Genomic DNA, 21736 nt, shown 5'->3' with positions numbered 1-21736 from the left:
ATCTCTTTAGGCTTGATCGTAGATAACTTCGAGTGTTTTCTTAATGACTTCGTCTTTACCCATCATGTCTTTCACAGTGGCAGGTTTCAAAACAATATCGCGACCAGTTACTTCTGAAGAGAACAAACCTAATAACTCATCTTGACTGAGTGGCTTAGGACGTACTGGGGGAGCTTCTGAAACATTCGTAGCCAGCTCTTCAAATAGCGGCGCCCACTGCGTACCAGGCTGACCAATAATTTCATAGCTAGCACTCTTACGACGAATATCTTCGTTTGCAGGGATAGCCGCTAAAACTGGAATGCCGGCCTTTTCAGCGAAAGCCTGCGCCTCACCAGTTAGGTCATCTTTATTGATCACCATGCCTGCTACACCAACGTTGCCACCTAACTTGCGGAAGTACTCCACTGCTGAGCAAACATTATTCGCAACGTAAAGAGATTGCAAATCGTTACTAGCAACTACGATTACTTTTTGGCACATATCTCGAGCGATTGGTAAGCCAAATCCGCCACAAACCACGTCTCCCAAGAAGTCGAGCAATACATAATCAAAGCCCCAATCATGAAAGCCTAATTTTTCTAATGTTTCAAAGCCATGAATAATGCCGCGACCACCGCAGCCACGCCCTACTTCTGGGCCACCGAGCTCCATCGCAAACACACCATCACGAATAAAGCACACATCACCAATCGATACTGATTCGCCAGCTAATTTTTTCTTAGAAGAAGTTTCAATAATGGTTGGGCAAGCTTTGCCGCCGAACAGGAGTGAAGTCGTATCACTTTTTGGATCGCATCCAATCAATAACACTTTCTTGCCTTGTTGGGCCATCATGTATGACAGATTGGCAAGGGTAAAACTTTTACCAATACCGCCTTTGCCATAAATAGCAATGATTTGAGTTTCTTTAGTTACTGGACCAGTGGACACTGGATCTGGCTCAATAGCAGCCTCTTTTTTTAAGTCCATAAACTGAATTGTTGCTGTTGCCGGGATGCTTGATGAACTCATTGCAGATTTCTCCAATCTAGAACCATTTTTAAACAATCGATATTGTTAAAAGCCGTGTGATAGGCCTCGTTTGCATCTTTAGGTGATGAGCGGTGCGTGATCAAGCCGTCTAACTTTAATTTTCCTGACTCGACTAAATCTTTGATTGCAACTAAATCCCCAGGAGCCCACTGCGCCGCGATACGAATGCGGGCTTCACGCATAAAAGCTTGGGGGAATGAAAAAGAAATCGTGTCATAAAAACCAGCAAGCACTATTTCACCGCCAGGTGCAAGACAGCTGATTAACGTATCAACTAGGCGGGCGTCGCCGCTGACATCTACAATCGTTTTATATTTCTTTACTTGATCGTCCTTAGGATCTATAGCGTCATAACCTACGGCGCCCTCACGGCGGCCTGCATTGGTTTCCCACACTACCGGGCGCTTACCCTTCGCAACCGCAATCCGTGCAATCAAGCGACCTAATACGCCATGACCAATAATTAAATCTGGTTGCTCTTGTCCAGGACCAGAAGTCACGTGGTAGCCAGTAGCTGCCAGCGCAAACAGAATCGCCTCTTCACCCAAGTTGTCGTCAATTGCAATTACGCGCTGACTGTCCACAACCACCCGCGACGCTGCGCCACCGAATAAGCCCTTAATTTCTCCGTAGCACTTTGCTCCAGGAACGAATACTCTTTGCCCTACTTTCAAGCTGGAATCTGTACCTGCTTCCACTACCCTGCCAACAGACTCATAACCCGGGACCAATGGATAGCCCATACCTGGAAAATTAGGCATTTTTCCAGTCCATAGTAATTTTTCTGTACCCGTACTGATTCCGCTCCACTCCATATCCACTAAGACGTCTATGGTGGTCATAGGGGTTAATTCAAGATCGGTAAGAGTGACACTTTCTGGTCTTTCCAGAACGATCGCTCTTGTTTGATATTGATTGGTCATTTCTCGCTAAGGCTTCTTGTTTTTTGGATTAAAAGTGTATAAAAATATTTACACTTTGTTTTTAACCTGTATTTGCCCAATTGTCATCTAGGGGTTTTCTCTATAAACCAGATTAATTTGAAAAAATAGTCTGGAAATGGCTTTAAAGCGCTTTTATGAGGCAGAAGTGCTCGGTTTATTGCACTGCAATATTTGTGCATTCAACGGCATATAAGAATTTAAAAGTTTGATACCCGTAAAGCCTGCTTGACGTAATAAACCACTAATTTCCGCTTCAGTTCTCGGCCTCCCCCTCCCCATCGCCAGAAGATAAAAGCCGAAGTAGGCATGCCCCATCGCCTCAAACCCCTTGGTCTCGGCCATGGGCTCTGCAAGCAGCAAAGTCCCGCCCGGAGTGAGGGCGTCAAATACATTGGCAAGCAACTGCTTTACTCGAACGTCATCATGATCAAAAATCACTCGAACTAGAGTTGCCAAATCACAGTCTTTAGGAAGGGGGTCTTGAAAAAAGTTTCCGCCTACGGCCCGCGCTCTATCGGATAAACCGATTTCTTTAAAGTGCGCATTAGACAGCTCTGCCACGCCAGGAATATCAAATAATTTAAAAGTAAGGTGGGGATAGCGGTTAGCCAATCTTTTAATAAAAGCCCCTTGGCCACCACCGATATCCAAAACCATGTGATGCCTACCCATTGGATAGGCATCGATAATCTCATCTGTCACCAGTGATTGGGTGTGCGCCATCAATCTAGAGTAGTCAGCAACTGTTTCAGCTGATAAATTTTCTGGTGCGGCGCCCTGCTCAGGCGTGATATAGGACCAGTACTCATTAAGAGCGACAGAACTTTTATCTCCCTGCAACAAGGAAATTGGGTCAGACAAGTCACGATAAAAATCAGCATGATGCTTGACCATATCCAGAATAGCAATATTGCCAACCAATGGCGCACTTTTCATGCTGAGGGCATAGCGATCCTCGCTACGCTTGACTAGTAACTGGATGGCAACTGCTGCATCTAGCAAACGCCTCAGGCCGGCTGGTTTTAGGGAGACTTGTTTTTGAAGATCCCCAAAACTCAAAGCGCCATTTGCCAAAATATCAAAAAGATTTAGCTGGGTGCAAGCCAGCAGGACTTGGGTGTAGACAAAGCCCGCCATCAAATCAAAGATATCAGAAGCTTGCCTTCTAACTATCCAGCGAGTGAGTGGAAAACGAGTAGCCCAGCGCTGAAAGTTTGGCGAGGCAATCAGACGATTTCGCCAATCGAGAAAAAATTCCATGAATGGCAATTTATAAATTAGATAAAAACAGGTTTAAGCTTAAGAATTCGTGGTTTGGCGGAATAGAATCTTTCTCTCTGAATCCTTGAACCAATTGGATGGGATTAGACGCTCAGACTCCTGGCTTACCAGGCCACGCAACATTTTCTCACCCTTGCAATGCGGTATAGAAGTGATTGCTTTTCGCACCAATTCGTCAAATCGTTGTACTGCTCCAGTCAAGCCTAAATCTTTTGCAGAGCTAGGGCGATTGTGAGCAACATCCTGTCCGGACGGTTTGCCTAAAGTGCTTTGATCTACAATCACATCGCGAATATCATCCGCCACTTGATAGGCCTCACCCAACCACTGACCAAGAGGTCTCCAAGTAGCCGCATCCGCTCCTGCAGCTTGCGCACCGGCAGCAGTCGCCGCCTCAAATAACGATCCTGTTTTAGCTCGCTGGTAATCACCCAGGTCTACTTTTGGCTCGCATTCCCAGGCCTGACCAGCAACAATTCCATGCGGTGATCCCACACTCATTGCGATCGTATTCATCAATGGCGCTAGGCGAAAAATCGAACGAGTACCTGAGCTTGCTAAACACTGAAAAGCTAAAACGATTAAGGCATCACCTGCAAGAACAGCGATTCGCTCACCATAAGTTGTATGTACAGAAGGTCTTCCTCGCCTTAACTCTGCATCATCAAAGCAAGGTAAATCATCATGGACTAATGACGCGCAATGCAACAATTCGATTGAGCTAGCAGCTGCATTGGATAGAGCGGGATCATCATCGCCACAAGCAGCTGCCACTGCTAAACATAATTGAGGACGAATTCTGGCTCCTCCAGGAAATACGGAGTAATGCATTGCCTCCTGTAACAATTGAGGCCCCTGTTTAGAGTGGGACAAGTGCATTGCATCTTCAAGGCTTTGATTGATTCGATCTAGCATGCTCATATTTATTCTCTCAAGCGGCTACAGTAACGTTGTCATAAATACCCTCGAGACGATCCTCAAGCTCATCATTTGCCTCTTGCATTTGCTTGAGCATCTCCTCATCAGGCTGCCAATAATTTCTTTGTGACGCCTCAGTCAAGCGATTCGCTAAACGCGCTGCGGCAGTAGGGTTCAGTTTTGCTAAACGTTCACGCATTTCTGGATTTAGCATGAACGTTTCAGTTAGCTGCTTATAAACCCAGGGTTGAACTTGACCTGTAGTTGCTGACCAACCCATAGTATTGGTGATGTGAACTTCAATTTGGCGCACACCCTCATAACCACTTTCCAACATACCTTCATACCACTTTGGATTAAGCATGCGAGTACGAGTTTCTAAAGACACTTGTTCGGAGAGCGTTCTGACTGCGCCCTCACCCTTTGTTTGATCACCGATAAATACCGGCACATCTGCCCCACCCTTGGCACGTTTTACTGCTCTAGTAATGCCGCCCAAGGTATCAAAATAGTTATCAATCGTAGTAACTCCCAACTCCATCGAGTCCAGATTTTGATATGTCATTTGCACATCGGATAAAACACTCTTTAATAAAGCGTTGTTCTGAATCGGCACACCAGCACGTCCGAAAGCAAAACCTTTTCTGCGGGTATAGGTTTCAGCTAGCTCATCTTCCTCTTCCCATACGCTGTTTTCCACCATATTGCTAACGTTAGACCCATAGGCGCCATCAGCATTCCCATAAACACGTAATGATGCAGTTTCTAAGTCACAACCATGTTCTTTTTGATAAGCCAAAGCATGCTTACGAATAAAGTTTTGCTCAAGAGGTTCATCTTCTGCAGAGGCAGCCATAAATGCGGCTTCAGCCAATAACTTAATTTGTAGTGGCAGTAAGTCGCGGAATATGCCAGACAAGGTAATCACTACGTCTACCCTTGGGCGACCAAGCTCACTCAACGGAATTAATTGTGCGCCAGCTAAACGGCCGTAACTATCAAAGCGTGGTTTAGCGCCCATCAATGCAAGGGCCTGACCGATTTGCCCACCTTCGGATTTCAAGTTATCACTACCCCATAAAACCATCGCAATCGATTCTGGGAGTTCATGACTGTCTTCTTGGTATTTATCCAGAATGCGCTGAGCTTGCTTAGCGCCATCCTTAACAGCGAAGACGCTCGGGATTCTAAAAGGGTCAAAGCCATGCAAATTACGACCCGTAGGAAGTACTTCGGGGTTACGCATCACATCACCGCCTGCAGCAGGCCGAATGAAACGGCCATCTAAGGCATCCAGCATCCCAGTCACCTCTGTCTCTGCAGACATCAGCTCATTAGACTTGACCATCTTGCCAAATAAATCTTCTAGAGTTTCTCGACTACCTAGTTCAAGTAACTCCGGATTGGCATCGATCACTTTGTCAAACTTCTCACCATTCATGAGAGCCTCGACTACAGCGTCCTCTATAGGGTGATCCAATGCCACATCAGCCATCGCCTTCAATAAACCAAAGCGCTCAGCAAGTGGAGGTACAGCACCAACTACATGTAAGCCATGGGGTATTAAGGTGTACTCGAGTTCAAGCAATTCATTGAAGAGATTGCTGACCGTATTTTGCAAGCCATTAACATCAGACTTATCCCATACCGGCTCTGCTTTACACAGATCAATCTCAGCCGCTTGGGCCTGTATCAGTTCAGCTAAATCAAGCCGTTCTTGATGTGCATCTAGATCTAAAGATCTAAAGCGTTCAATGGATGCTTTCAAATCTGCCAACCCAGCATATAAACCCGCTTGAGTCACTGGCGGAGTAAGGTAACTAATGAGCGTTGCACCAGAGCGACGTTTAGCAATCGCGCCCTCAGAAGGATTATTCGATGCGTACAAATAAATATTCGGCAAATCATTAATTAAACGATCAGGCCAGCAAGCGCCACTCATACCGGTTTGTTTGCCAGGCATAAACTCAAGTGCACCATGCGTACCAAAGTGGATTACTGCAGTGGCAGCAAAGTCTTCCCGCAAATAGCGGTAGTAAGCAGAGAAAGCATGGGTTGGTGCAAAGCCACGCTCAAACAATAAACGCATTGGATCACCTTCATAACCAAAAGAAGGCTGAACAGAAAGCAGTACATTACCGAACTGCTTGCCAAGCACAAAGATCGAGCTACCGTTTGAAAGTTGCTTACCAGGAGCCGGGCCCCATTGAGCCTCGATTTCTTTTAACCAGCGCTCGCGACGCACATGGTCGTCTACTGGAATCAAAGCATGAACGTTTGCATCAGCACCATATTGCTGAGCATTGCCTTTCAAAATCGAATCACGTAATTCATCAACAGATTCTGGAACGTCAACGGTATAACCACGCTCCTTCATCCCAATCAATAAGTTTTGAACCGATTGGAATACGCTTAAGTAAGCTGCACTACCAATGTTGCCGGCATTTGGCGGAAAGTTAAACAATACGATGCCCACTTTGCGCTCTGCGCGTTCCGAACGACGCAGGTCAACTAATTTACCAACCCGTGCAGCCAACATCCCTACACGCTCAGTACAGGTGAACATATCCTGAGGGTTGTGATCATCCGTAAATGAGCATTGCTTATGACAACCCGTGCAAGTCGTACCAGATGCACCAGGACGTCCGCCATAAACCATCGGAATGGTAGAGCCGTCTAACTCAGGAATCGCCACCATGATGGTGCTTTCGACTGGAAGTAAACCGCGCTCAGAACTTCCCCACTGCTCCAGATTCTGAAACTCCACTGGGTGAGCAGCAATGTAGGGGATATCTAATTTAGCCAATACCTCTTCAGCTGCATGGGCATCGTTGTAGGCTGGTCCACCCACCAAAGAGAAGCCCGTTAAAGAAATCATGGCATCGATGGTTGGTTTACCGTCTTGACTGAAGTAATCATCAATTGCTGGACGAGCATCTAAGCCGGCAGCAAAGGCAGGCACCACCTGCAAACCTTGAGCCTCTAATGCGGCAATAACGGGATCATAGTGACCGCTATTGCCAGACACTAAGTAAGAGCGAAGTACTAAGAGCCCCACTCTGCCACGCGCTTTTGCATCTGGTACCACCTTAGGTAAATCGCTTAACTTGCTGCTAAGGCGATTCTTCATACGCGGGTGGTATACACCAGAATCAGGATACTCAACTGGATCAAGCGCCTTCGCATTTTTACGCAAAGCCTCACGTGATCCAGAGGCATAGCGATTAATCAGATTGGCCATCATGTTGTACATGTTCTCTTGAGAGCCGCCTAACCAATACTGCAAAGATAAGAAATAGGCCCTGAGGTCTTGCGCGGTACCTGGCACAAAACGCAACATCTGCGGAATCACACGTAACATCTTCATTTGCTTTGCACCAGCAGTGGACGCCTTACTCTTGCCATCCTTATCTTTAGCGCTTGGGCGCAACTTTTTGAGCATCGCCATCAAACCACTGGCTGGCTGACTCATATCCAGCTTGCCAATTTTTGTTAACTTAGTAACGTCTCCGGCAGACATGGCGCAAACCATGGCATCACAATGATCTCGCCTTGCTTTGAGATCATCCAAGATAGGCAAATAGTGATCCTCAAGGAATAACATCGTGGCAATCACAATGTCGCCACTAGCAATGTCATCCTTGCAGTTTTGTAAATGTTCAGGATTACCCGCAAATTCACTAGCCGAATGGATGCTTAGGGTTGCTCCTGGAATCGTCTTCTTGAGATCCTCATAGGCACGGTTTGCGGCACTATTTAAATGAGTATCCATTGTCACCAGCACCAGCCGAATTGGCTCATGCAGGTTAGAAGCTTTTGTTTTTGTAAGCATTAAATAAGTAGCATTAAAAAGGTCAAATTTAGAAAATTTACTTTTTACTTTTTGTCTCGGTTTGATTCTTTAAGAATCCTACAATACTGTCAACTAAAATTGACACTAAATTTGCTATAAAGCTATTATTTAAGGGTAAGTCCTAGTAAAAATTTAATGCCAGTATATTTACGGAATGTAATGCGCATTAATAGATTTGCTGCTGTGCAATAAATGAACTTTTAGGGTTTGAATTAAACAATTTCAAGGAATCTGAATGGCACGTAACTACCCTTTCTCTGCAATTGTTGGTCAAGAAGACATGAAATTAGCAATCCTAATTGCGGCACTCGATTCGAGTGTTGGGGGAGTGCTAGTGATGGGAGACCGCGGTACCGGTAAATCCACTGCAGTTCGCGCACTTGCAGCATTACTTCCAGAGATGAACTCGGTTCAAGACTGTGTATATGCCTGCGATCCAAATGCTGCAAGCGGAACCTGCCCTGTGTGTGATGCAATGAGAGTGAAACTCAAGATTGGTGGAAAACTCAAAGCCGTCAAGAAGCCCGTTCCTGTGGTTGACATGCCATTAGGCGCCACTGAAGACCGAGTCATCGGATCATTGGATATTGAAAAAGCGTTGAGCTCTGGAGAGAAAGCGTATGAACCCGGTCTACTTGCCAAAGCGCATCGCGGCTTTTTGTATATAGATGAGGTCAATCTCTTAGAGGATCACTTAGTTGATTTATTGATTGACGTTGCCGCTTCCGGGGTAAATGTAGTTGAAAGAGAAGGCTTGAGTATTCGTCACCCAGCTAAGTTTGTATTGGTCGGCAGTGGGAATCCAGAGGAAGGTGAATTGCGTCCACAGCTATTGGACCGTTTTGGTCTAGCAGTTGAAGTCAAAACACCTCAAGATCCAAAGTCTCGAGTAGAAATCATCAAGCGCCGTGATGAGTTTGAGCGCAACCAAGAAAAATTCATGGCGATCTGGGAAAAAGAAGATGAGGTCATTCGGCAGCAAATTCAGGCAGGGAAAAAGAAGTTGTCATCTGTGAAGGTGGATGATGCCATGCTGGAAAAAGTCACTCAGCTTTGTAGCCATTTGGGAACAGATGGTTTGCGTGGAGAGTTAACACTACTACGCGCAACTCGTGCTTATGCAGCCTTGTGCGGAAAAAGTCATGTCACGATTGAGCATCTGAGAAAGATTGCCGTGCCTGCTTTGCAGCACCGTCTCAGACGCAATCCCCTAGATGACTCTAGCTCCGCTGTTCGAGTTAGAAGAGCCTTAGAAGAGCTATTCCCCGAAACAAGCAAGTAAGTAAGTTCAATCAATAAATACCGTCTTTTGGAAACTCAAGAACAAACCCAAGAGATCAGCAAGAGTGCCAAACTCGAAACTTGGTTGCGGGCACTTCAAGTTGCTCAACTCTTAGTCATCAATCCACATGGTCTGGGAGGCGTGATTTTGCGCGCGCGTTCTGGGCCTGTGAGAGATCGTTGGTTAGCTTATCTCAACACTGTTGCTCAATTAGGCGGTATGCGCCTGCCATTGCGCAAAATGCCACTCGGAATCTCTGATGAAGATCTGATTGGCGGAATCGATCTCGATCAAACATTGCGCACAGGTAAGGCCATTCTAAGACAAGGACTCCTCGCCCAATGCGATCAGCAGCTTTTAATCATACCAATGGCTGAAAGAGTAGAGGTCGGCGCTGCAGCAAAAGTAGTGAGCGCTCTAGATAATGGATTTATTGCCATTGAGCGTGATGGTCAAAGTAAAAGAATTGATAGTCGCTTTAGTGTTGTGGCCTTAGATGAAGGGATCGAAGACGACGAACAACCCAATGAAAAGATTAGGCAAAGAACCGCCTTTCTTTTAAATCTCGACATCATCGGCTGGAGAGATCTACCAGAAACGGATGATGATTTTCTACCGGATGCAGAGTCACTACAATATGCTAGTGAACATTTTTCAAATGTCAGCATTAGTGAAGATAGTCTTAGTGCGCTCGTAGGAGTTGCCGAGCAACTCGGTATTGCATCAATTCGTGCATTGAACTTAGCACTCAATACTGCGAAATGCTTAGCCGCCTTTGATAGGGAAGACGAAGTCAGCAGCATACATCTCCAACGCGCTATTGCTTTAGTTTTATCCCCACGCGCCACACGAATGCCACAAAGCGCTCCCCCAGAAGAGGAAGAAATTCCACCTGAATCAGAGCAAGACGAACAAAACGAAAGTGAGCAGGATCCATTGGATCAAGAGCCACCGCCGCCACCGCCAGAAATACCGCCGCCCGATCCAACTAAAGATCAGAATCAGAATGAAGATGATCGAGAGGATGAGGAGCAAGAAAGTGATGCACAAAATCCTCAAGCGCTTGAAGATGAAATTCTCGAAGCTGCCCAAGCGGCTATACCCGCTGATCTTTTAGCTCGTTTGGCTGATTTAGCTGATTTGAAAACGCCCAAAGGAATGGGTGGTAAGACAGGTGCTATTAAAGTCGGTCGTGTACGTGGTCGCCCCCTAGGCAATATGCCGGGCATGCCTGAAGGTGGCAAAACACTGAGCATTATTGATACGCTTCGTGCTGCCGTTCCTTGGCAAGCTGTTCGTAGAGCGGAAATAAAGGCGGCTGGCAAACTTATCCCCGCAGGAAAAATCCTTATTCGCAAAGAAGATTTTAGGATCAAGCGTTATCAAGAGCGGACCCAAACTTTAACGATGTTTATCGTAGACGCTTCTGGCTCCTCTGCAATGCATCGCCTGGCAGAAGCTAAAGGCGCTGTAGAACTCCTCTTAGCAGAATGCTATGTGCGACGAGACCAAGTGGCAGTAATGTCATTTAGGGGCAGTGTTGCTGAACTCGTTCTTGCCCCTACGCGTTCATTGGTAAAGGCGAAGCGCGCTTTAAGTGGGTTACCAGGGGGAGGCGGGACTCCTTTATCTCGTGCCATTGATGAATCTTTTGAGATAGCCAGTACATCCATGAGAAAAGGTCTCACCCCTGCTCTTGTCTTCCTAACGGATGGTCGCGCCAATATCGCTAAGGACGGCTCCCCAGGAAGACCAAAAGCAATGGAAGATGCACAGCAGTCAGCACGTGCTGCCTCTCATTACTCTTTTAAGTCATTATGGATTGACACTTCCCCGCAAGCTCGAGACGAAGGTAAGGCAATTGCCGCATTACTTGGATCGATGTACCTACCCCTACCAAATGCAGGTGCAAATGAGGTTTCTCAAGCAATTATGCAAGGCCTTAAAAAGGCTTAAGCACCAAACTAAGTCTTCAAACCCTCGAGAATGATTTGCACTACCTTGTTTGGCTCAAGCTCATGCATGATGTGGCCACCCTCCCACTTCACAATCTCCGCAGCTGGAAAGTAATCCTGAATAATCTTCTCTAAAGGTTTAACCGGAATCCACATATCTTGATTGCCCAATACACAGATTAATTTACCTTGATATAAGTCTGCCTCAGCCAATACTTTTTGAATGTCAGCTGCAGCCATGAAATTCATGGAACCACGCACATGATCTGAGCGTTCAAAGAGTTTTCGGTAATGCACTCGGCGAGCCTCTGGCAAAATGGTATTCGTTGAATCCAGTAGCTTATCTACCATCCCCAAACTAGGTGACAGCGAAGCAAGCAAACTGGAGAGCGTTGAAGATCTGGTAATGGGGCCTAAGAGCGGCCCAAAGAAGCTGGTATAGACAGGTGGTGGCGGTATAAAAGATGGATTTAAAGCAATCACTAGCTTCGGCTGCTTAGGTGCTGCCACTGCAAAACGAAGCGCTAAGGGAGCTCCAGCAGAATGCCCCACTACGATCGATGGCGCTTCAATTCCTAATTGCTCAATGAGTAGTTGCAATGAGCGCGCGATGACATCAAGCTTGAGGTCTTCTAATTTTGCGCCTTGAGTAAAGGCATGGCCTGGTAAATCTGGTACCAGTACTTGCGCATGAGGCTCTAACAGAGGAATCAAATCTGACCAAGAGTGGGTTGAGCTGCCAGTGCCGTGCAATAGCAAAACTACGGGGCCCTTACCGGTGAGCTGCGCATGCCAATCCAAACCCCCAACAGAGATAAGCCTGCTATGTTGTCGATTGGGCCAATCTAAGGGGATTCGTTTCATTCTTATAAAAACTCTTTGAGTGCGGCAAGGCCAATATTTGGCTGCTCTTCTTGCGGTAAGTGACCAATATTAGGCAAGGATACTCTCTTCGCATTCGGCATCACCTTTAAGTAATCGTTTGCATTGGCAATGGGAATGAAGGCATCCTTTTCACCCCAGATGAGCAGTGTAGGAACTTTAATATTGGTCAGAGCGGGTACTGGATCCTGCAGAACCGTTTGCTGCATACGAGCCAAAATTGCCCCCCTCACTCCTGGCGCTAACATCAGGTCATAGTAACGATTCACTAAAGCATCATTTAATGTATTTGGATTAGCGTAGGCCGGCTCAAGATTCATCGCCAAAAAAGTTTTAGAAAAGAAGTATCGATAAAGCTGAGCGATGGCGGGAACCTCCGTCTTTTTACCGTACTCCATTCCTGGGCTGGCATACCCATCTGGGGATATGAGTACCAACTTACTAACCTGATCCGGATAACGTGCGGCAAACTGCCAAGCAAACTTACCGCCCATCGAGTTACCTACCAGTACCACTTTTGGAATCTGTAACTCCTTCAAGAAGGCTTCGATCACTGCCACACTTCTCTCATCGGTGTAGATGCCACTAGGATCTTCGCCCGTGAGAGCAAAGCCTGGTAAATCAAGGGAAATAACACGGTACTCACTACTTAAAGCCTCTGTCCAGGCATCCCAAGTCTGCAAGCTAGATCCGAAGCCGTGCAAAAATAAAATGGGGACTGGATTTTTAGATGGTCCAGTGTCCTGATAATGAATATTGACTCCCAAGGCACTGACATAAGCAGTTTTAGGTGATCCATAGACTTTCTCCAACTCTGCTTTAGACTTGTCAGGAGTCCATAAATAGAGGGCAGCAAGAAATAGCAATGCCGTTAACACAACAGCAATAATCTTGAGTACTTTTAGAAACATTACTTTTAGCCTTAATATGACAATAATTCATGATTACTAAAATTAAGACTTTAATAGAAAAATGACAACCACCACAAATCAACCGCTTGCAATTGTTACTGGCTCCTCATCTGGCGTTGGTTTATATGCCTCCAAAGCCCTGCTGGCTCGAAACTGGCGACTGGTACTAGCTGTCCGAGATCCCCAAAAGATGGAGTTGGTTGCCAAGGCTCATCAATTTGACTCAAGCCAATATGAAATCTGGCAACTAGACTTAGGCAATCTGGATAGTGTGAAGGCATTTGTCCAGCGCTTTAATGAAAGTGGTCAAAAACTCAATGCCTTGCTCTGCAATGCAGCCACCTACCTACCACTCCTAAAAGAACCAGCCCGCTCACCTCAAGGATTTGAGATCAGCGTGGCAACGAATTACTTTGGGCACTATGTATTAAGCAGAATGCTGCTTGAAAATCTGAAGAAAACGGCTGCACAAAATGAGCATGCGCGCCTCATCACCTTGGGGACTGTGACCGCCAACTCAGAAGAGTTTGGTGGCAAAGTTCCAATTCCAGCTCCTGCAGATATTGGTGCCCTAGAGGGCCTCATGGCTGGTTTTAAAGCACCTATTGCCATGATTAACGGAAAGCCCTTTAAGCCAGGCAAAGCCTACAAAGACAGTAAGTTATGCAATATGGTGATGAATCGAGAGCTACAAAAGAGATATCACGCCAGCACAGGTGTGATCTTTAATACCCTCTACCCTGGATGCGTAGCTGAGACGGCACTGTTTCGAGATACGCCCCCACTCTTCCAGAAAATATTTCCCTGGTTTCAGAAAAACATTACTAAAGGTTTTGTGAGTCAAGAGCTTGCGGGCGAGCGGGTTGCTCAGGTCGTAGCCGATTCACGCTTTACCCAATCCGGCGTTCACTGGAGTTGGGGAAATCGCAACTCAGCTATTCGAGAGCCCTTTGCCCAAGAGCTCTCCATGAAAGCCAAGAGTGAAAAGCTCAGTAAGGATCTCTGGGAAATTACCGCCAAGCTCGTTGGGATGCCCAACGATTAATTAAGCAGTTAACTAAGTAGCCAGCTAAGACCTCACTAAGCTAGTTAATCAAAGCCCAGCAAATCAAATATATCCCTGTCCTTCATTGGTACTGAAGGCAGTGGATCGGTTCCCAACCAGAGCGCTGCGGCCAAACGCATGTACTCTTGCTGGACTAACTCAAGCTCTGGAGAATATTCCATTTCAAATAAAGTCGATTTCTTCAAGCGACTACGACGAATCACATCCAAATCTGGAAAATGAGCCATGGTCTTTAATCCCACTTGCTCATTAAATTTGTCGATTTGATCGGTATCTTTGCTGCGATTGGCAATCACACCTCCCAATCGAACGTTGTAGTTTTTTGCCTTCGCTCCAATGGCCTGAATAATGCGATTCATCGCAAAAATAGAATCAAAATCATTGGCGGTGACGATCAGCGCCCGATCAGCATGCTGAAGTGGCGCAGCAAAGCCGCCACACACTACGTCACCTAAAACGTCAAAAATCACGACATCGGTATCGTCCAGCAAATGATGCTCCTTCAGAAGCTTCACTGTTTGCCCTACCACATACCCGCCACAACCTGTACCAGCCGGAGGCCCGCCTGCCTCAACACACATCACGCCGTTATAACCTTCGTACACAAAGTCTTCAATGCGTAACTCTTCTGAATGAAAGTCCACTTTCTCAAGAACATCGATTACCGTAGGCATCAGTTTTTTGGTTAGGGTAAATGTCGAGTCATGTTTAGGATCGCAACCAATCTGTATGACACGTTTTCCCAATTTAGAAAAAGCGACTGATAGGTTAGATGAGGTGGTGCTCTTACCAATACCACCTTTTCCGTAGATCGCAAATACCTTAGCCTTGCCAATCTTCAAATTAGGATCAAGCGGTACCTGAAGGCTGCCTTCACCATCAGGTGGTGCGCTACGAAAATCTGAAATGGGAATATTAATTTCTTTCATGCTTTCTAACCTTCACTCTTCTCGACGCGGGTCGATATTTAACTTCTAAAATGTGCCTTTGCATCATACAAAGTTTCTAATGTAATACTAATAAGTCCCTGCTCTACCGCATAACGCTCTGTATTTCTTCTCGCTTTGCCTCTGACAAAAAAGGGAATCTTGTTGAGCTCTTTTTCTGCGTCGATTTCCCAAGAGGGCGCTCCATTTTGGGAGGCAACCATAGCAGGTGCTTTATCTGCACTTTCCCTGGCAGGAGTAGAGGCATGTCCAAGATGCGATGGCATGGCTCCATCATGAAATTCAAAATCCCCTTTGAACATACCGATCAAATGCTCTTCAAGACCCATCATGAGAGGATGAACCCAGGAATCAAATAACACGCATGCGCCCTCAAATCCCATTTGCGGTGAATAGCGAGATGGAAAGTCTTGCACGTGTACTGGAGATGAAATCACTGCACAAGGTATTTTCAAGCGCTTGGCAATATGGCGTTCCATCTGGGTTCCTAGGATTAATTCTGGTTGAAGCTCGGTAATCTTTTCCTCAACCTCTAAATAGTCATCCGTAATGATTGCTTCAAGCCCAAGCTCAGCAGCTGCTTCACGCACTTCACGAGCCAATTCACGACTGTAGGTTCCCAATCCAACGACTTTGAAACCCATTTCATGAGCCGCTACTTTTGCCGCAGCGATTGCATGGGTAGCATCACCAAATATAAATACGCGTTTATTAGTGAGGTATGTCGAATCTACTGATAAGGCATACCAACGCGCCTTAGATGATTGACTTAATTTTTCCACATCACATTCAATGCCAGCAAGTTGACAAACTTCAGTGATAAAAGCTTGAGTCCCTTTAAATCCAATCGGAATGGTTTTAGTCGAGGGTTGACCAAAGCTACGACTCATCCAAGTGGCTGCAGTATTGGCAGTCTCTGGATACAAATTGACGTTAAAGTCTGCCTCATGCAAACGGGCAATATCCGCTGGATCAGCACCCAAGGGTGCAACCACATTGACTTCAATACCCAAGTCACTCAATAAGCGAGAAATTTCTTCAACATCATCACGGTGGCGAAATCCAAGCGCTGTGGGCCCTAAAATATTACAGCTTGGCTTTGTATCCACCGCTCGGGCTGGGCGCTGTTGCCCTGGGGCCAAGATAAATGATTGCCCCAATAAACGGACCATCTGATAAAAAGTTTCTGCTGCGCCCCAGTTTTCTTTCTTTTGATATGCCGGCAATTCAAGCGGCAATATCGGAACTGGCAAATCCAGGGCTGCAGCCAGGCCACCCGGATCATCTTGAATGAGCTCAGCCGTACATGAAGCGCCCACCATTAATAAGTCGGGTTTAAAACGGGCATATGCTGTTCTTGCGGCATCTTTAAATAACTCTGCAGTATCGCTACCTAAATCACGCGCCTGAAAAGTCGTATAGGTTACTGGCGGCCGTTTTTTCATCCGCTCAATCATGGTGAACAGGAGATCCGCATAGGTATCGCCTTGCGGAGCATGCAGCACGTAATGTACTTTCTCCATTGCCGTAGCAATCCTCATGGCACCCACATGCGGCGGCCCCTCATAAGTCCAGAGGGTTAACTTCATGCAGCCTCCGTCATCATGAGCTTCGCTTTTCTCGTTAAGGGGCGCGCAAACAACTCTGCTAGATCAGCCGCCTGATTGAATCCTTGAATCGGCGTAAAGACAAGCTCAATAGACCACTTCGTAGTGAAACCCTCGGCTTCTAAGGGATTCGCCAGTCCCAGGCCACATACCACCATGTCGGGTTGCTGCGCACGGCAACGATCTAATTGGTTCTCTACATTTTGACCTTCGGACAATTGAGTCTTGGGATCTAACATCGCCAATTCCTCCGCCATATGCTGACGATGCAAATAAGGAACGCCGACCTCCATCAGATTCATGCCTAGCTCTCTATTTAAATAACGCGCTAGGGGTATTTCCAACTGAGAGTCAGGAAAGAAGAAAATGGATTTACCTTGCAACACTTCACGATGCGGCTCAAGTGACTTATTGGCGCGATCCCGTTGCGGGGCAATCACTTTTTCAAATATCTCGGGAGAAACATGCAAAGCGGTAGCTGCTGCGGAGAACCATTTCTCCGTTCCCTCTACCCCCAATGGAAAAGGTGCAGCAATTCTTTGAGCCCCCAGATTTTCTAAGAACCGAGCGGTATCCGTTAAAAATGGCTGAGCTAACAAATATTTAGTCTTTGGGCCGACAACGATTCGCTGAGTGGATTCCCGCGGTGGAAAAAAAGCGAAGGATTTTAAGCCTAGATCTTTAAAGATACGATGGAATTGATCCTCGACAACATCAGCCAAGCAACCTACCACCAATAGCTCAACTTCATCGGATTGATTAGATTTGGGTAAATCCTGCACCAGGGCAGCCAAACAAGCATCTTCGCCTTGGGTAAAGGTTGTTTCAATGCCGCTGCCAGAGTAATTCAGAATGCGCACATTCGGAGCAAATGTTTTACCTAGACGTTGTGCTGCCCTTGATAAATCTAACTTAATCACTTCCGAGGGACAAGAGCCCACCAAAAATAGCAACTTAATATCTGGACGACGTTCAAGCAATTGCTTCACCACCTTGTCCAATTCATCATTAGCATCTGCAAGACCAGCTAAATCACGATCATCAATAATGGCAGTTGCAAAGCGGGGCTCTGCGAAAATCATCACGCCTGCTGCAGATTGAATCAAGTGAGCACAGGTACGAGAGCCAACAACTAGAAAAAAGGCATCTTGAATTTTTCGATGAAGCCAGATAATCCCAGTAAGTCCGCAGAAAACCTCTCTTTGACCGCGCTCCTTCAGGGGCTGAAAATCGACTATTACCTCTTGGGATGCAGAATTCAATTCTGGCCCCTGGCGTTAATGTGCGACTTGAGTTGAAGATTAAAGCTGTGAATCATGGGATTAATTTCAAAAAGGGTCAGGCAGCAAGAAAATAGTTATTCATTTAAATGTAACAATAATCTTACACAGTAAAAGCTTCATAAGCGCTATTAGATATAAGTGTTTATACCCATCAATTGACCAAAATCAAAAAATGACTTATTCACAAATCCAATGAAAAAACCCCAAATACTGGAGCATTTGGGGTTTTTACTAGCTAAGAGTAGAACCTTATCTTTGTGACTTTAGTAATGCCTTGAATGTCAGAACGCTCAGGGCAATTCCGATCCCCAGGGAAACTAAAAACATGGCAAATTTAGATTGGGTCTGCCCCGCGGGGAAGATCAGATAAAAGGCAACGGTAATGCTGATGACCATCCCAACAAATCCTGCTATCTTGGAAATCCGATCTCTCATATCGTGAAATTTAAACATGCTCTGCATCCTTTCAAGGTTCATCTTTTCTAAACATCAGAGGATCTCTTATTGATTCCCCGCCGGTTGAGAAAACTCTAAACCTCGTTATTGGTGGAGTCAATATGACTAGGGTAAACCCCTTATCGATCTGCTGATTGCTCTATTTCGAGCATGCCATCTTCCATAGCGTAGAGCGGCTCATACCCCAATTGATCTTTGGCTTTTTGAATAGAGACAGAAAAAGGGTGGGCCATTAAATGAACCATTTCTCTAATTAAGGGAGGCTCGCCAGGCAGGGGTAAGTATTTCCAGCCATTTTCTGTAAAACGCGCCAAGGGTCTGGCAAGGGGCCGAGGTATAGATAGAGTCGGCACTTTATATTGACCCGCCTTCAACCTTCTAGTCATCCATTGCCTAAATTGCGTTGGCGGCCCATCGCTAATAAAGAAACTTTCTTGATTTGAATTCGACAACAGCGCTTTTTTAACCGCTTCACAAAGATTTTGAATATAGCAAGTTGAAAATGGGTAATCACCCTGATCAAACCAGCCAAATTTATTGAGATCTGCAGCTCTACCTAAAGTCCGATCAACGACATCGCCTTTGCCCCAGATGGATGCCGGCCTCAGACTGATAGTGTGGAGCATTTCATTTCCAGCATGAAGGACTAACTGTTCTGCTTGAGACTTGCTATGAGTGTATGCAAAGCTTTGTAATGGGGGTAAAGGTAGAGATTCTGAAACATTGAGATTTGGTGCCAATGGATTTTTAGCAATCGAGGCATCACTCATATAAATAAACTGCTTCATTCCAGCTTGACTTGCTGACTCTAGGATGCTTTTCGTCATGAAAACATTAGTCTCTAGCAACGCTTTATCTGAATTCCACAGCTTCATCTCTGCTGCACAGTGAATCAAGACATCTAAACCCTGAAGTCTCTTTGATAGACCTTCCACATCATTCAGATTTCCCGACCAAATTTCAAAATTACGATGAGATTCAGCTTCAATAGACAGCGGCTTACGAAAGTGGCATACAAGCTCATGACCTGCTGCAATCAAAGACTGGGCTAAGTGACTGCCTACAAAACCACTAGCCCCAGTCAAAAAGATCTTCATTTACTAAAAAGCTGACCAAGAAATAATGCAGAGCGACCATAGTAATGGGCGCTTGCTAACAATATTCTTGGGGAGAGCGCGACAATCGAAATAATCAATAAGAGATAGAAGGACCAATGCCTAGTTACTCCATAGACACCCAATATCATTAGCCCTAGAAAAATGAACTTGCGCACTTGACCACGAGGTAGCCAAGGACTTCTTTTATAGAGGGGTTCTTTATGGGTTACGGAGCTTTCGCCTGTCATCTTCCTGGCATCACTAAAAAACAAATTCAATCTAATCCAAGTGAATTATCATAGTTAATTATTAGGGATTATTCAATGACAAAGCAGAGCAACAACACAAATCCCCGAGGATTTCGCACCTTAGCAGCACTACTCCCTTTTTTAAAGCCATATAAAAAACAATTGGTATTGGCTACTTTCAGTCTAGTACTTGCTGCAAGCGCAACCTTAGCCGTCCCCTTCTCTTTTAGACAAATCATTGATTTGGGATTTAACGCCAATAGTGGCAACCAAATCAACACCACTTTTTTAACTCTGTTTATTGTTGCTGGCTTAGTGGCCTTAGGAACGTCTCTGCGTTTTTATATGGTGTCCTGGTTGGGCGAAAAAATTACAACTGATATTCGCTCAGCAGTCTATAGCCACGTCATCAAGCAGAGTCCAGAGTTCTTTGAGTCTACTCATAGCGGTGAAATACTCTCACGCCTGAATACGGATACGGTTCTAATCCAAACACTCATTGGAACCAGCGTCTCGATGGCCATCAGAAATCTTCTGTTGCTGGCTGGCGGCTTAGTAATGATGTTTATTACCAGCCCCAAATTATCGGTACTGATTTTCGCTACGCTATTACTCACGATCATTCCAACTGTCATCATGGGTAGACGAGTAAGAAAGCTTTCTCGTAATTCACAAGATAAGATTGCGAATGCCTCCGCCTTGGCAAGTGAAAAATTAAATGCGATACCAACCATTCAATCCTTCACCAATGAGAACATTGAAATTGGCCGTTTTAATCAATCCATTCATACCGCTCTTGATGCAGCCATCACTCGCACACGGGCAAGAGCCTTACTGACATTTGTAGCCATTTTATTTGGCTTTACCAGCATTATTTTGGTACTTTGGCTTGGTGCATATGCGGTCATGGACAATCAAATAACCGCCGGAGAATTGTCTCAATTTATTTTGTATGCCGTGATTGTTGCGGGAGCGATAGCAGGCATTTCTGAAGTAATAGGCGATACCCAAAGAGCCATTGGTGCAAGTGATCGTCTTCTAGAGCTCTTAAATGTGAAGTCCTCAGTCCAAGCTCTAGCTAATGTGAAATCAATCCCCCAAGTCAATGCAGCTGGTATTGAAGTGCAAATAGAGAATCTCAGCTTTCAATATCCATCGAATCCAAATAGTGTTTTAACTGATTTATCTCTAGAGATTAAACCCGGTCAAAGAATTGCTATCGTGGGACCTTCAGGCGCCGGGAAGACTACGCTCTTTCAACTACTGCAGCGCTTCTATGACCCCACTAGCGGAGAAATTCTGTTTAATGGCATCGATATTCGCAAGCTTGAACTCGAAGCGCTGAGAAAATTAATTGGCGTTGTTCCCCAGGATATTGTGATTTTTTCAGATAACGCCATGGAGAATATTCGTTTTGGCAGGATGGATGCGACTGATGATGAAGTTCTAGCTGCAGCTCGCCTCGCCATAGCGGATGAATTTATCTCCAAACTACCGGAGGGCTATCAAACTTTCTTAGGCGATCGAGGCATCCGCTTGTCTGGAGGACAAAAACAGCGCATTGCAATTGCACGAGTCTTGTTAAAAAATCCAGCCTTGTTGCTCTTGGATGAGGCCACCAGCGCCTTAGATGCCGAGTCCGAACTACTCGTACAGCGCGCCCTTGAGGCGGCAATGGATCACAGGACAACCATTGTGATTGCTCATAGACTATCCACCGTAAAGCAAGCGGACAAAATTATCGTACTGGAAAATGGGCGAATTATTGAAACCGGTACACATGCTGATTTAATTCAACGAAGCGGACTTTATGCTCGCTTAGCTAAACTTCAATTCACTGACCGATAACTCAGCGTCATCCTCTTGTAAGTTCAGACGTCTTCGTGATTTATTAAGTCACTAGGGTTTATACCAATGATGATCAGAGTAAACCTTACTTAATACAAAAAATATTGACAGTTAGGCTTATTG

Annotated in this window: 16 protein-coding genes; 4 read left to right on the top strand and 12 right to left on the bottom strand. The window is 45.6% G+C overall.

The genetic code is table 11. From position 1 onward, the window contains the following. Window positions 1-6 precede the first annotated feature (6 nt). The 5 genes from ICN44_RS08960 to ICN44_RS08940 all read right to left on the bottom strand — a co-directional run bounded on the left by ICN44_RS08960 (window position 7) and on the right by ICN44_RS08940 (window position 8010). Complete coding sequence (locus tag ICN44_RS08960) at window positions 7-1014, bottom strand: chlorophyllide a reductase iron protein subunit X (RefSeq protein WP_088524707.1); 1008 nt, start codon at window positions 1012-1014, stop codon at window positions 7-9. Beyond that, window positions 1011-1958, bottom strand: a complete 948-nt coding sequence (bchC, locus tag ICN44_RS08955; protein ID WP_112294332.1) for a chlorophyll synthesis pathway protein BchC — start codon at window positions 1956-1958, stop codon at window positions 1011-1013. The genes ICN44_RS08960 and bchC overlap by 4 nt, the downstream gene beginning before the upstream one ends. A 153-nt stretch (window positions 1959-2111) precedes the next feature. After that, window positions 2112-3239: a methyltransferase gene (locus ICN44_RS08950; protein WP_216263607.1), complete on the bottom strand. Its 1128-nt coding sequence runs from the start codon at window positions 3237-3239 to the stop codon at window positions 2112-2114. Window positions 3240-3278: 39 nt separating this feature from the next. After that, window positions 3279-4181 (bottom strand): polyprenyl synthetase family protein, encoded by a 903-nt coding sequence (locus ICN44_RS08945; RefSeq protein WP_216263606.1) that lies wholly within the window; start codon window positions 4179-4181, stop codon window positions 3279-3281. 10 nt (window positions 4182-4191) lie between these two features. Then, window positions 4192-8010, bottom strand: a complete 3819-nt coding sequence (locus ICN44_RS08940) for a magnesium chelatase subunit H (protein ID WP_216263605.1) — start codon at window positions 8008-8010, stop codon at window positions 4192-4194. 256 nt (window positions 8011-8266) lie between these two features. On the opposite strand from ICN44_RS08940, the gene bchI reads away from it, so the two are divergent. Together bchI and ICN44_RS08930 are read left to right on the top strand one after the other, a co-directional pair. Next, on the top strand, window positions 8267-9313 hold the full coding sequence (gene bchI / locus ICN44_RS08935; protein ID WP_216263604.1) for a magnesium chelatase ATPase subunit I: 1047 nt from the start codon (window positions 8267-8269) through the stop codon (window positions 9311-9313). Between the two features lie 27 nt (window positions 9314-9340). Next, window positions 9341-11269: a VWA domain-containing protein gene (locus ICN44_RS08930; protein WP_216263603.1), complete on the top strand. Its 1929-nt coding sequence runs from the start codon at window positions 9341-9343 to the stop codon at window positions 11267-11269. An 8-nt stretch (window positions 11270-11277) separates the two neighbouring features. Here the strand turns inward: ICN44_RS08930 and bchO are convergent, their stop codons facing one another. Both bchO and ICN44_RS08920 read right to left on the bottom strand, forming a co-directional pair. After that, window positions 11278-12132: an alpha/beta fold hydrolase BchO gene (gene bchO, locus ICN44_RS08925; protein WP_216263602.1), complete on the bottom strand. Its 855-nt coding sequence runs from the start codon at window positions 12130-12132 to the stop codon at window positions 11278-11280. Window positions 12133-12134: 2 nt separating this feature from the next. Beyond that, a complete protein-coding gene (locus tag ICN44_RS08920) occupies window positions 12135-13061 on the bottom strand; it encodes an alpha/beta fold hydrolase (protein WP_216263601.1) in 927 nt (308 codons plus the stop codon). A 61-nt stretch (window positions 13062-13122) separates the two neighbouring features. Between ICN44_RS08920 and ICN44_RS08915 the strand changes: the two genes are divergently transcribed. Further along, window positions 13123-14106: a protochlorophyllide reductase gene (locus ICN44_RS08915; RefSeq protein ID WP_216263600.1), complete on the top strand. Its 984-nt coding sequence runs from the start codon at window positions 13123-13125 to the stop codon at window positions 14104-14106. A gap of 44 nt (window positions 14107-14150) precedes the next feature. Here the strand turns inward: ICN44_RS08915 and bchL are convergent, their stop codons facing one another. The 5 genes from bchL to ICN44_RS08890 form a co-directional block, all read right to left on the bottom strand. Next, window positions 14151-15035 (bottom strand): ferredoxin:protochlorophyllide reductase (ATP-dependent) iron-sulfur ATP-binding protein, encoded by an 885-nt coding sequence (bchL, locus tag ICN44_RS08910; protein WP_370624898.1) that lies wholly within the window; start codon window positions 15033-15035, stop codon window positions 14151-14153. Between the two features lie 59 nt (window positions 15036-15094). Continuing rightward, a complete protein-coding gene (bchB, locus tag ICN44_RS08905; RefSeq protein ID WP_216263598.1) occupies window positions 15095-16663 on the bottom strand; it encodes a ferredoxin:protochlorophyllide reductase (ATP-dependent) subunit B in 1569 nt (522 codons plus the stop codon). Beyond that, window positions 16660-17943, bottom strand: a complete 1284-nt coding sequence (locus tag ICN44_RS08900; RefSeq protein ID WP_216263597.1) for a ferredoxin:protochlorophyllide reductase (ATP-dependent) subunit N — start codon at window positions 17941-17943, stop codon at window positions 16660-16662. The genes bchB and ICN44_RS08900 overlap by 4 nt, the downstream gene beginning before the upstream one ends. A 270-nt stretch (window positions 17944-18213) precedes the next feature. Beyond that, window positions 18214-18417: a hypothetical protein gene (locus tag ICN44_RS08895; protein ID WP_216263596.1), complete on the bottom strand. Its 204-nt coding sequence runs from the start codon at window positions 18415-18417 to the stop codon at window positions 18214-18216. A gap of 122 nt (window positions 18418-18539) precedes the next feature. Next, on the bottom strand, window positions 18540-19517 hold the full coding sequence (locus ICN44_RS08890) for an NAD(P)-dependent oxidoreductase (protein WP_216263595.1): 978 nt from the start codon (window positions 19515-19517) through the stop codon (window positions 18540-18542). A gap of 323 nt (window positions 19518-19840) precedes the next feature. Between ICN44_RS08890 and ICN44_RS08885 the strand changes: the two genes are divergently transcribed. Next, a complete protein-coding gene (locus ICN44_RS08885) occupies window positions 19841-21613 on the top strand; it encodes an ABC transporter transmembrane domain-containing protein (protein WP_216263594.1) in 1773 nt (590 codons plus the stop codon). Window positions 21614-21736 lie beyond the last annotated feature (123 nt).

Source organism: Polynucleobacter sp. JS-Fieb-80-E5 (genome assembly GCF_018882015.1).
In the GTDB taxonomy this organism is placed as follows: domain Bacteria; phylum Pseudomonadota; class Gammaproteobacteria; order Burkholderiales; family Burkholderiaceae; genus Polynucleobacter.
Note: the sequence above shows the minus strand (reverse complement) of the source record. Positions and strands in the feature narration are given on the sequence as shown.

Bases quoted from the DNA above. Each gene is read 5' to 3' on its own strand.
- ICN44_RS08940 (WP_216263605.1), bottom strand. From the start codon at position 8,010: ATGCTTACAAAAACAAAAGCTTCTAACCTGCATGAGCCAATTCGGCTG.
- ICN44_RS08885 (WP_216263594.1), top strand. From the start codon at position 19,841: ATGACAAAGCAGAGCAACAACACAAATCCCCGAGGATTTCGCACCTTA.
- ICN44_RS08950 (WP_216263607.1), bottom strand. From the start codon at position 3,239: ATGGAATTTTTTCTCGATTGGCGAAATCGTCTGATTGCCTCGCCAAAC.
- ICN44_RS08920 (WP_216263601.1), bottom strand. From the start codon at position 13,061: ATGTTTCTAAAAGTACTCAAGATTATTGCTGTTGTGTTAACGGCATTG.
- ICN44_RS08960 (WP_088524707.1), bottom strand. From the start codon at position 1,014: ATGAGTTCATCAAGCATCCCGGCAACAGCAACAATTCAGTTTATGGAC.
- bchI (WP_216263604.1), top strand. From the start codon at position 8,267: ATGGCACGTAACTACCCTTTCTCTGCAATTGTTGGTCAAGAAGACATG.
- bchB (WP_216263598.1), bottom strand. From the start codon at position 16,663: ATGAAGTTAACCCTCTGGACTTATGAGGGGCCGCCGCATGTGGGTGCC.
- ICN44_RS08915 (WP_216263600.1), top strand. From the start codon at position 13,123: ATGACAACCACCACAAATCAACCGCTTGCAATTGTTACTGGCTCCTCA.
- bchC (WP_112294332.1), bottom strand. From the start codon at position 1,958: ATGACCAATCAATATCAAACAAGAGCGATCGTTCTGGAAAGACCAGAA.
- ICN44_RS08945 (WP_216263606.1), bottom strand. From the start codon at position 4,181: ATGAGCATGCTAGATCGAATCAATCAAAGCCTTGAAGATGCAATGCAC.
- ICN44_RS08895 (WP_216263596.1), bottom strand. From the start codon at position 18,417: ATGTTTAAATTTCACGATATGAGAGATCGGATTTCCAAGATAGCAGGA.
- bchO (WP_216263602.1), bottom strand. From the start codon at position 12,132: ATGAAACGAATCCCCTTAGATTGGCCCAATCGACAACATAGCAGGCTT.
- ICN44_RS08890 (WP_216263595.1), bottom strand. From the start codon at position 19,517: ATGAAGATCTTTTTGACTGGGGCTAGTGGTTTTGTAGGCAGTCACTTA.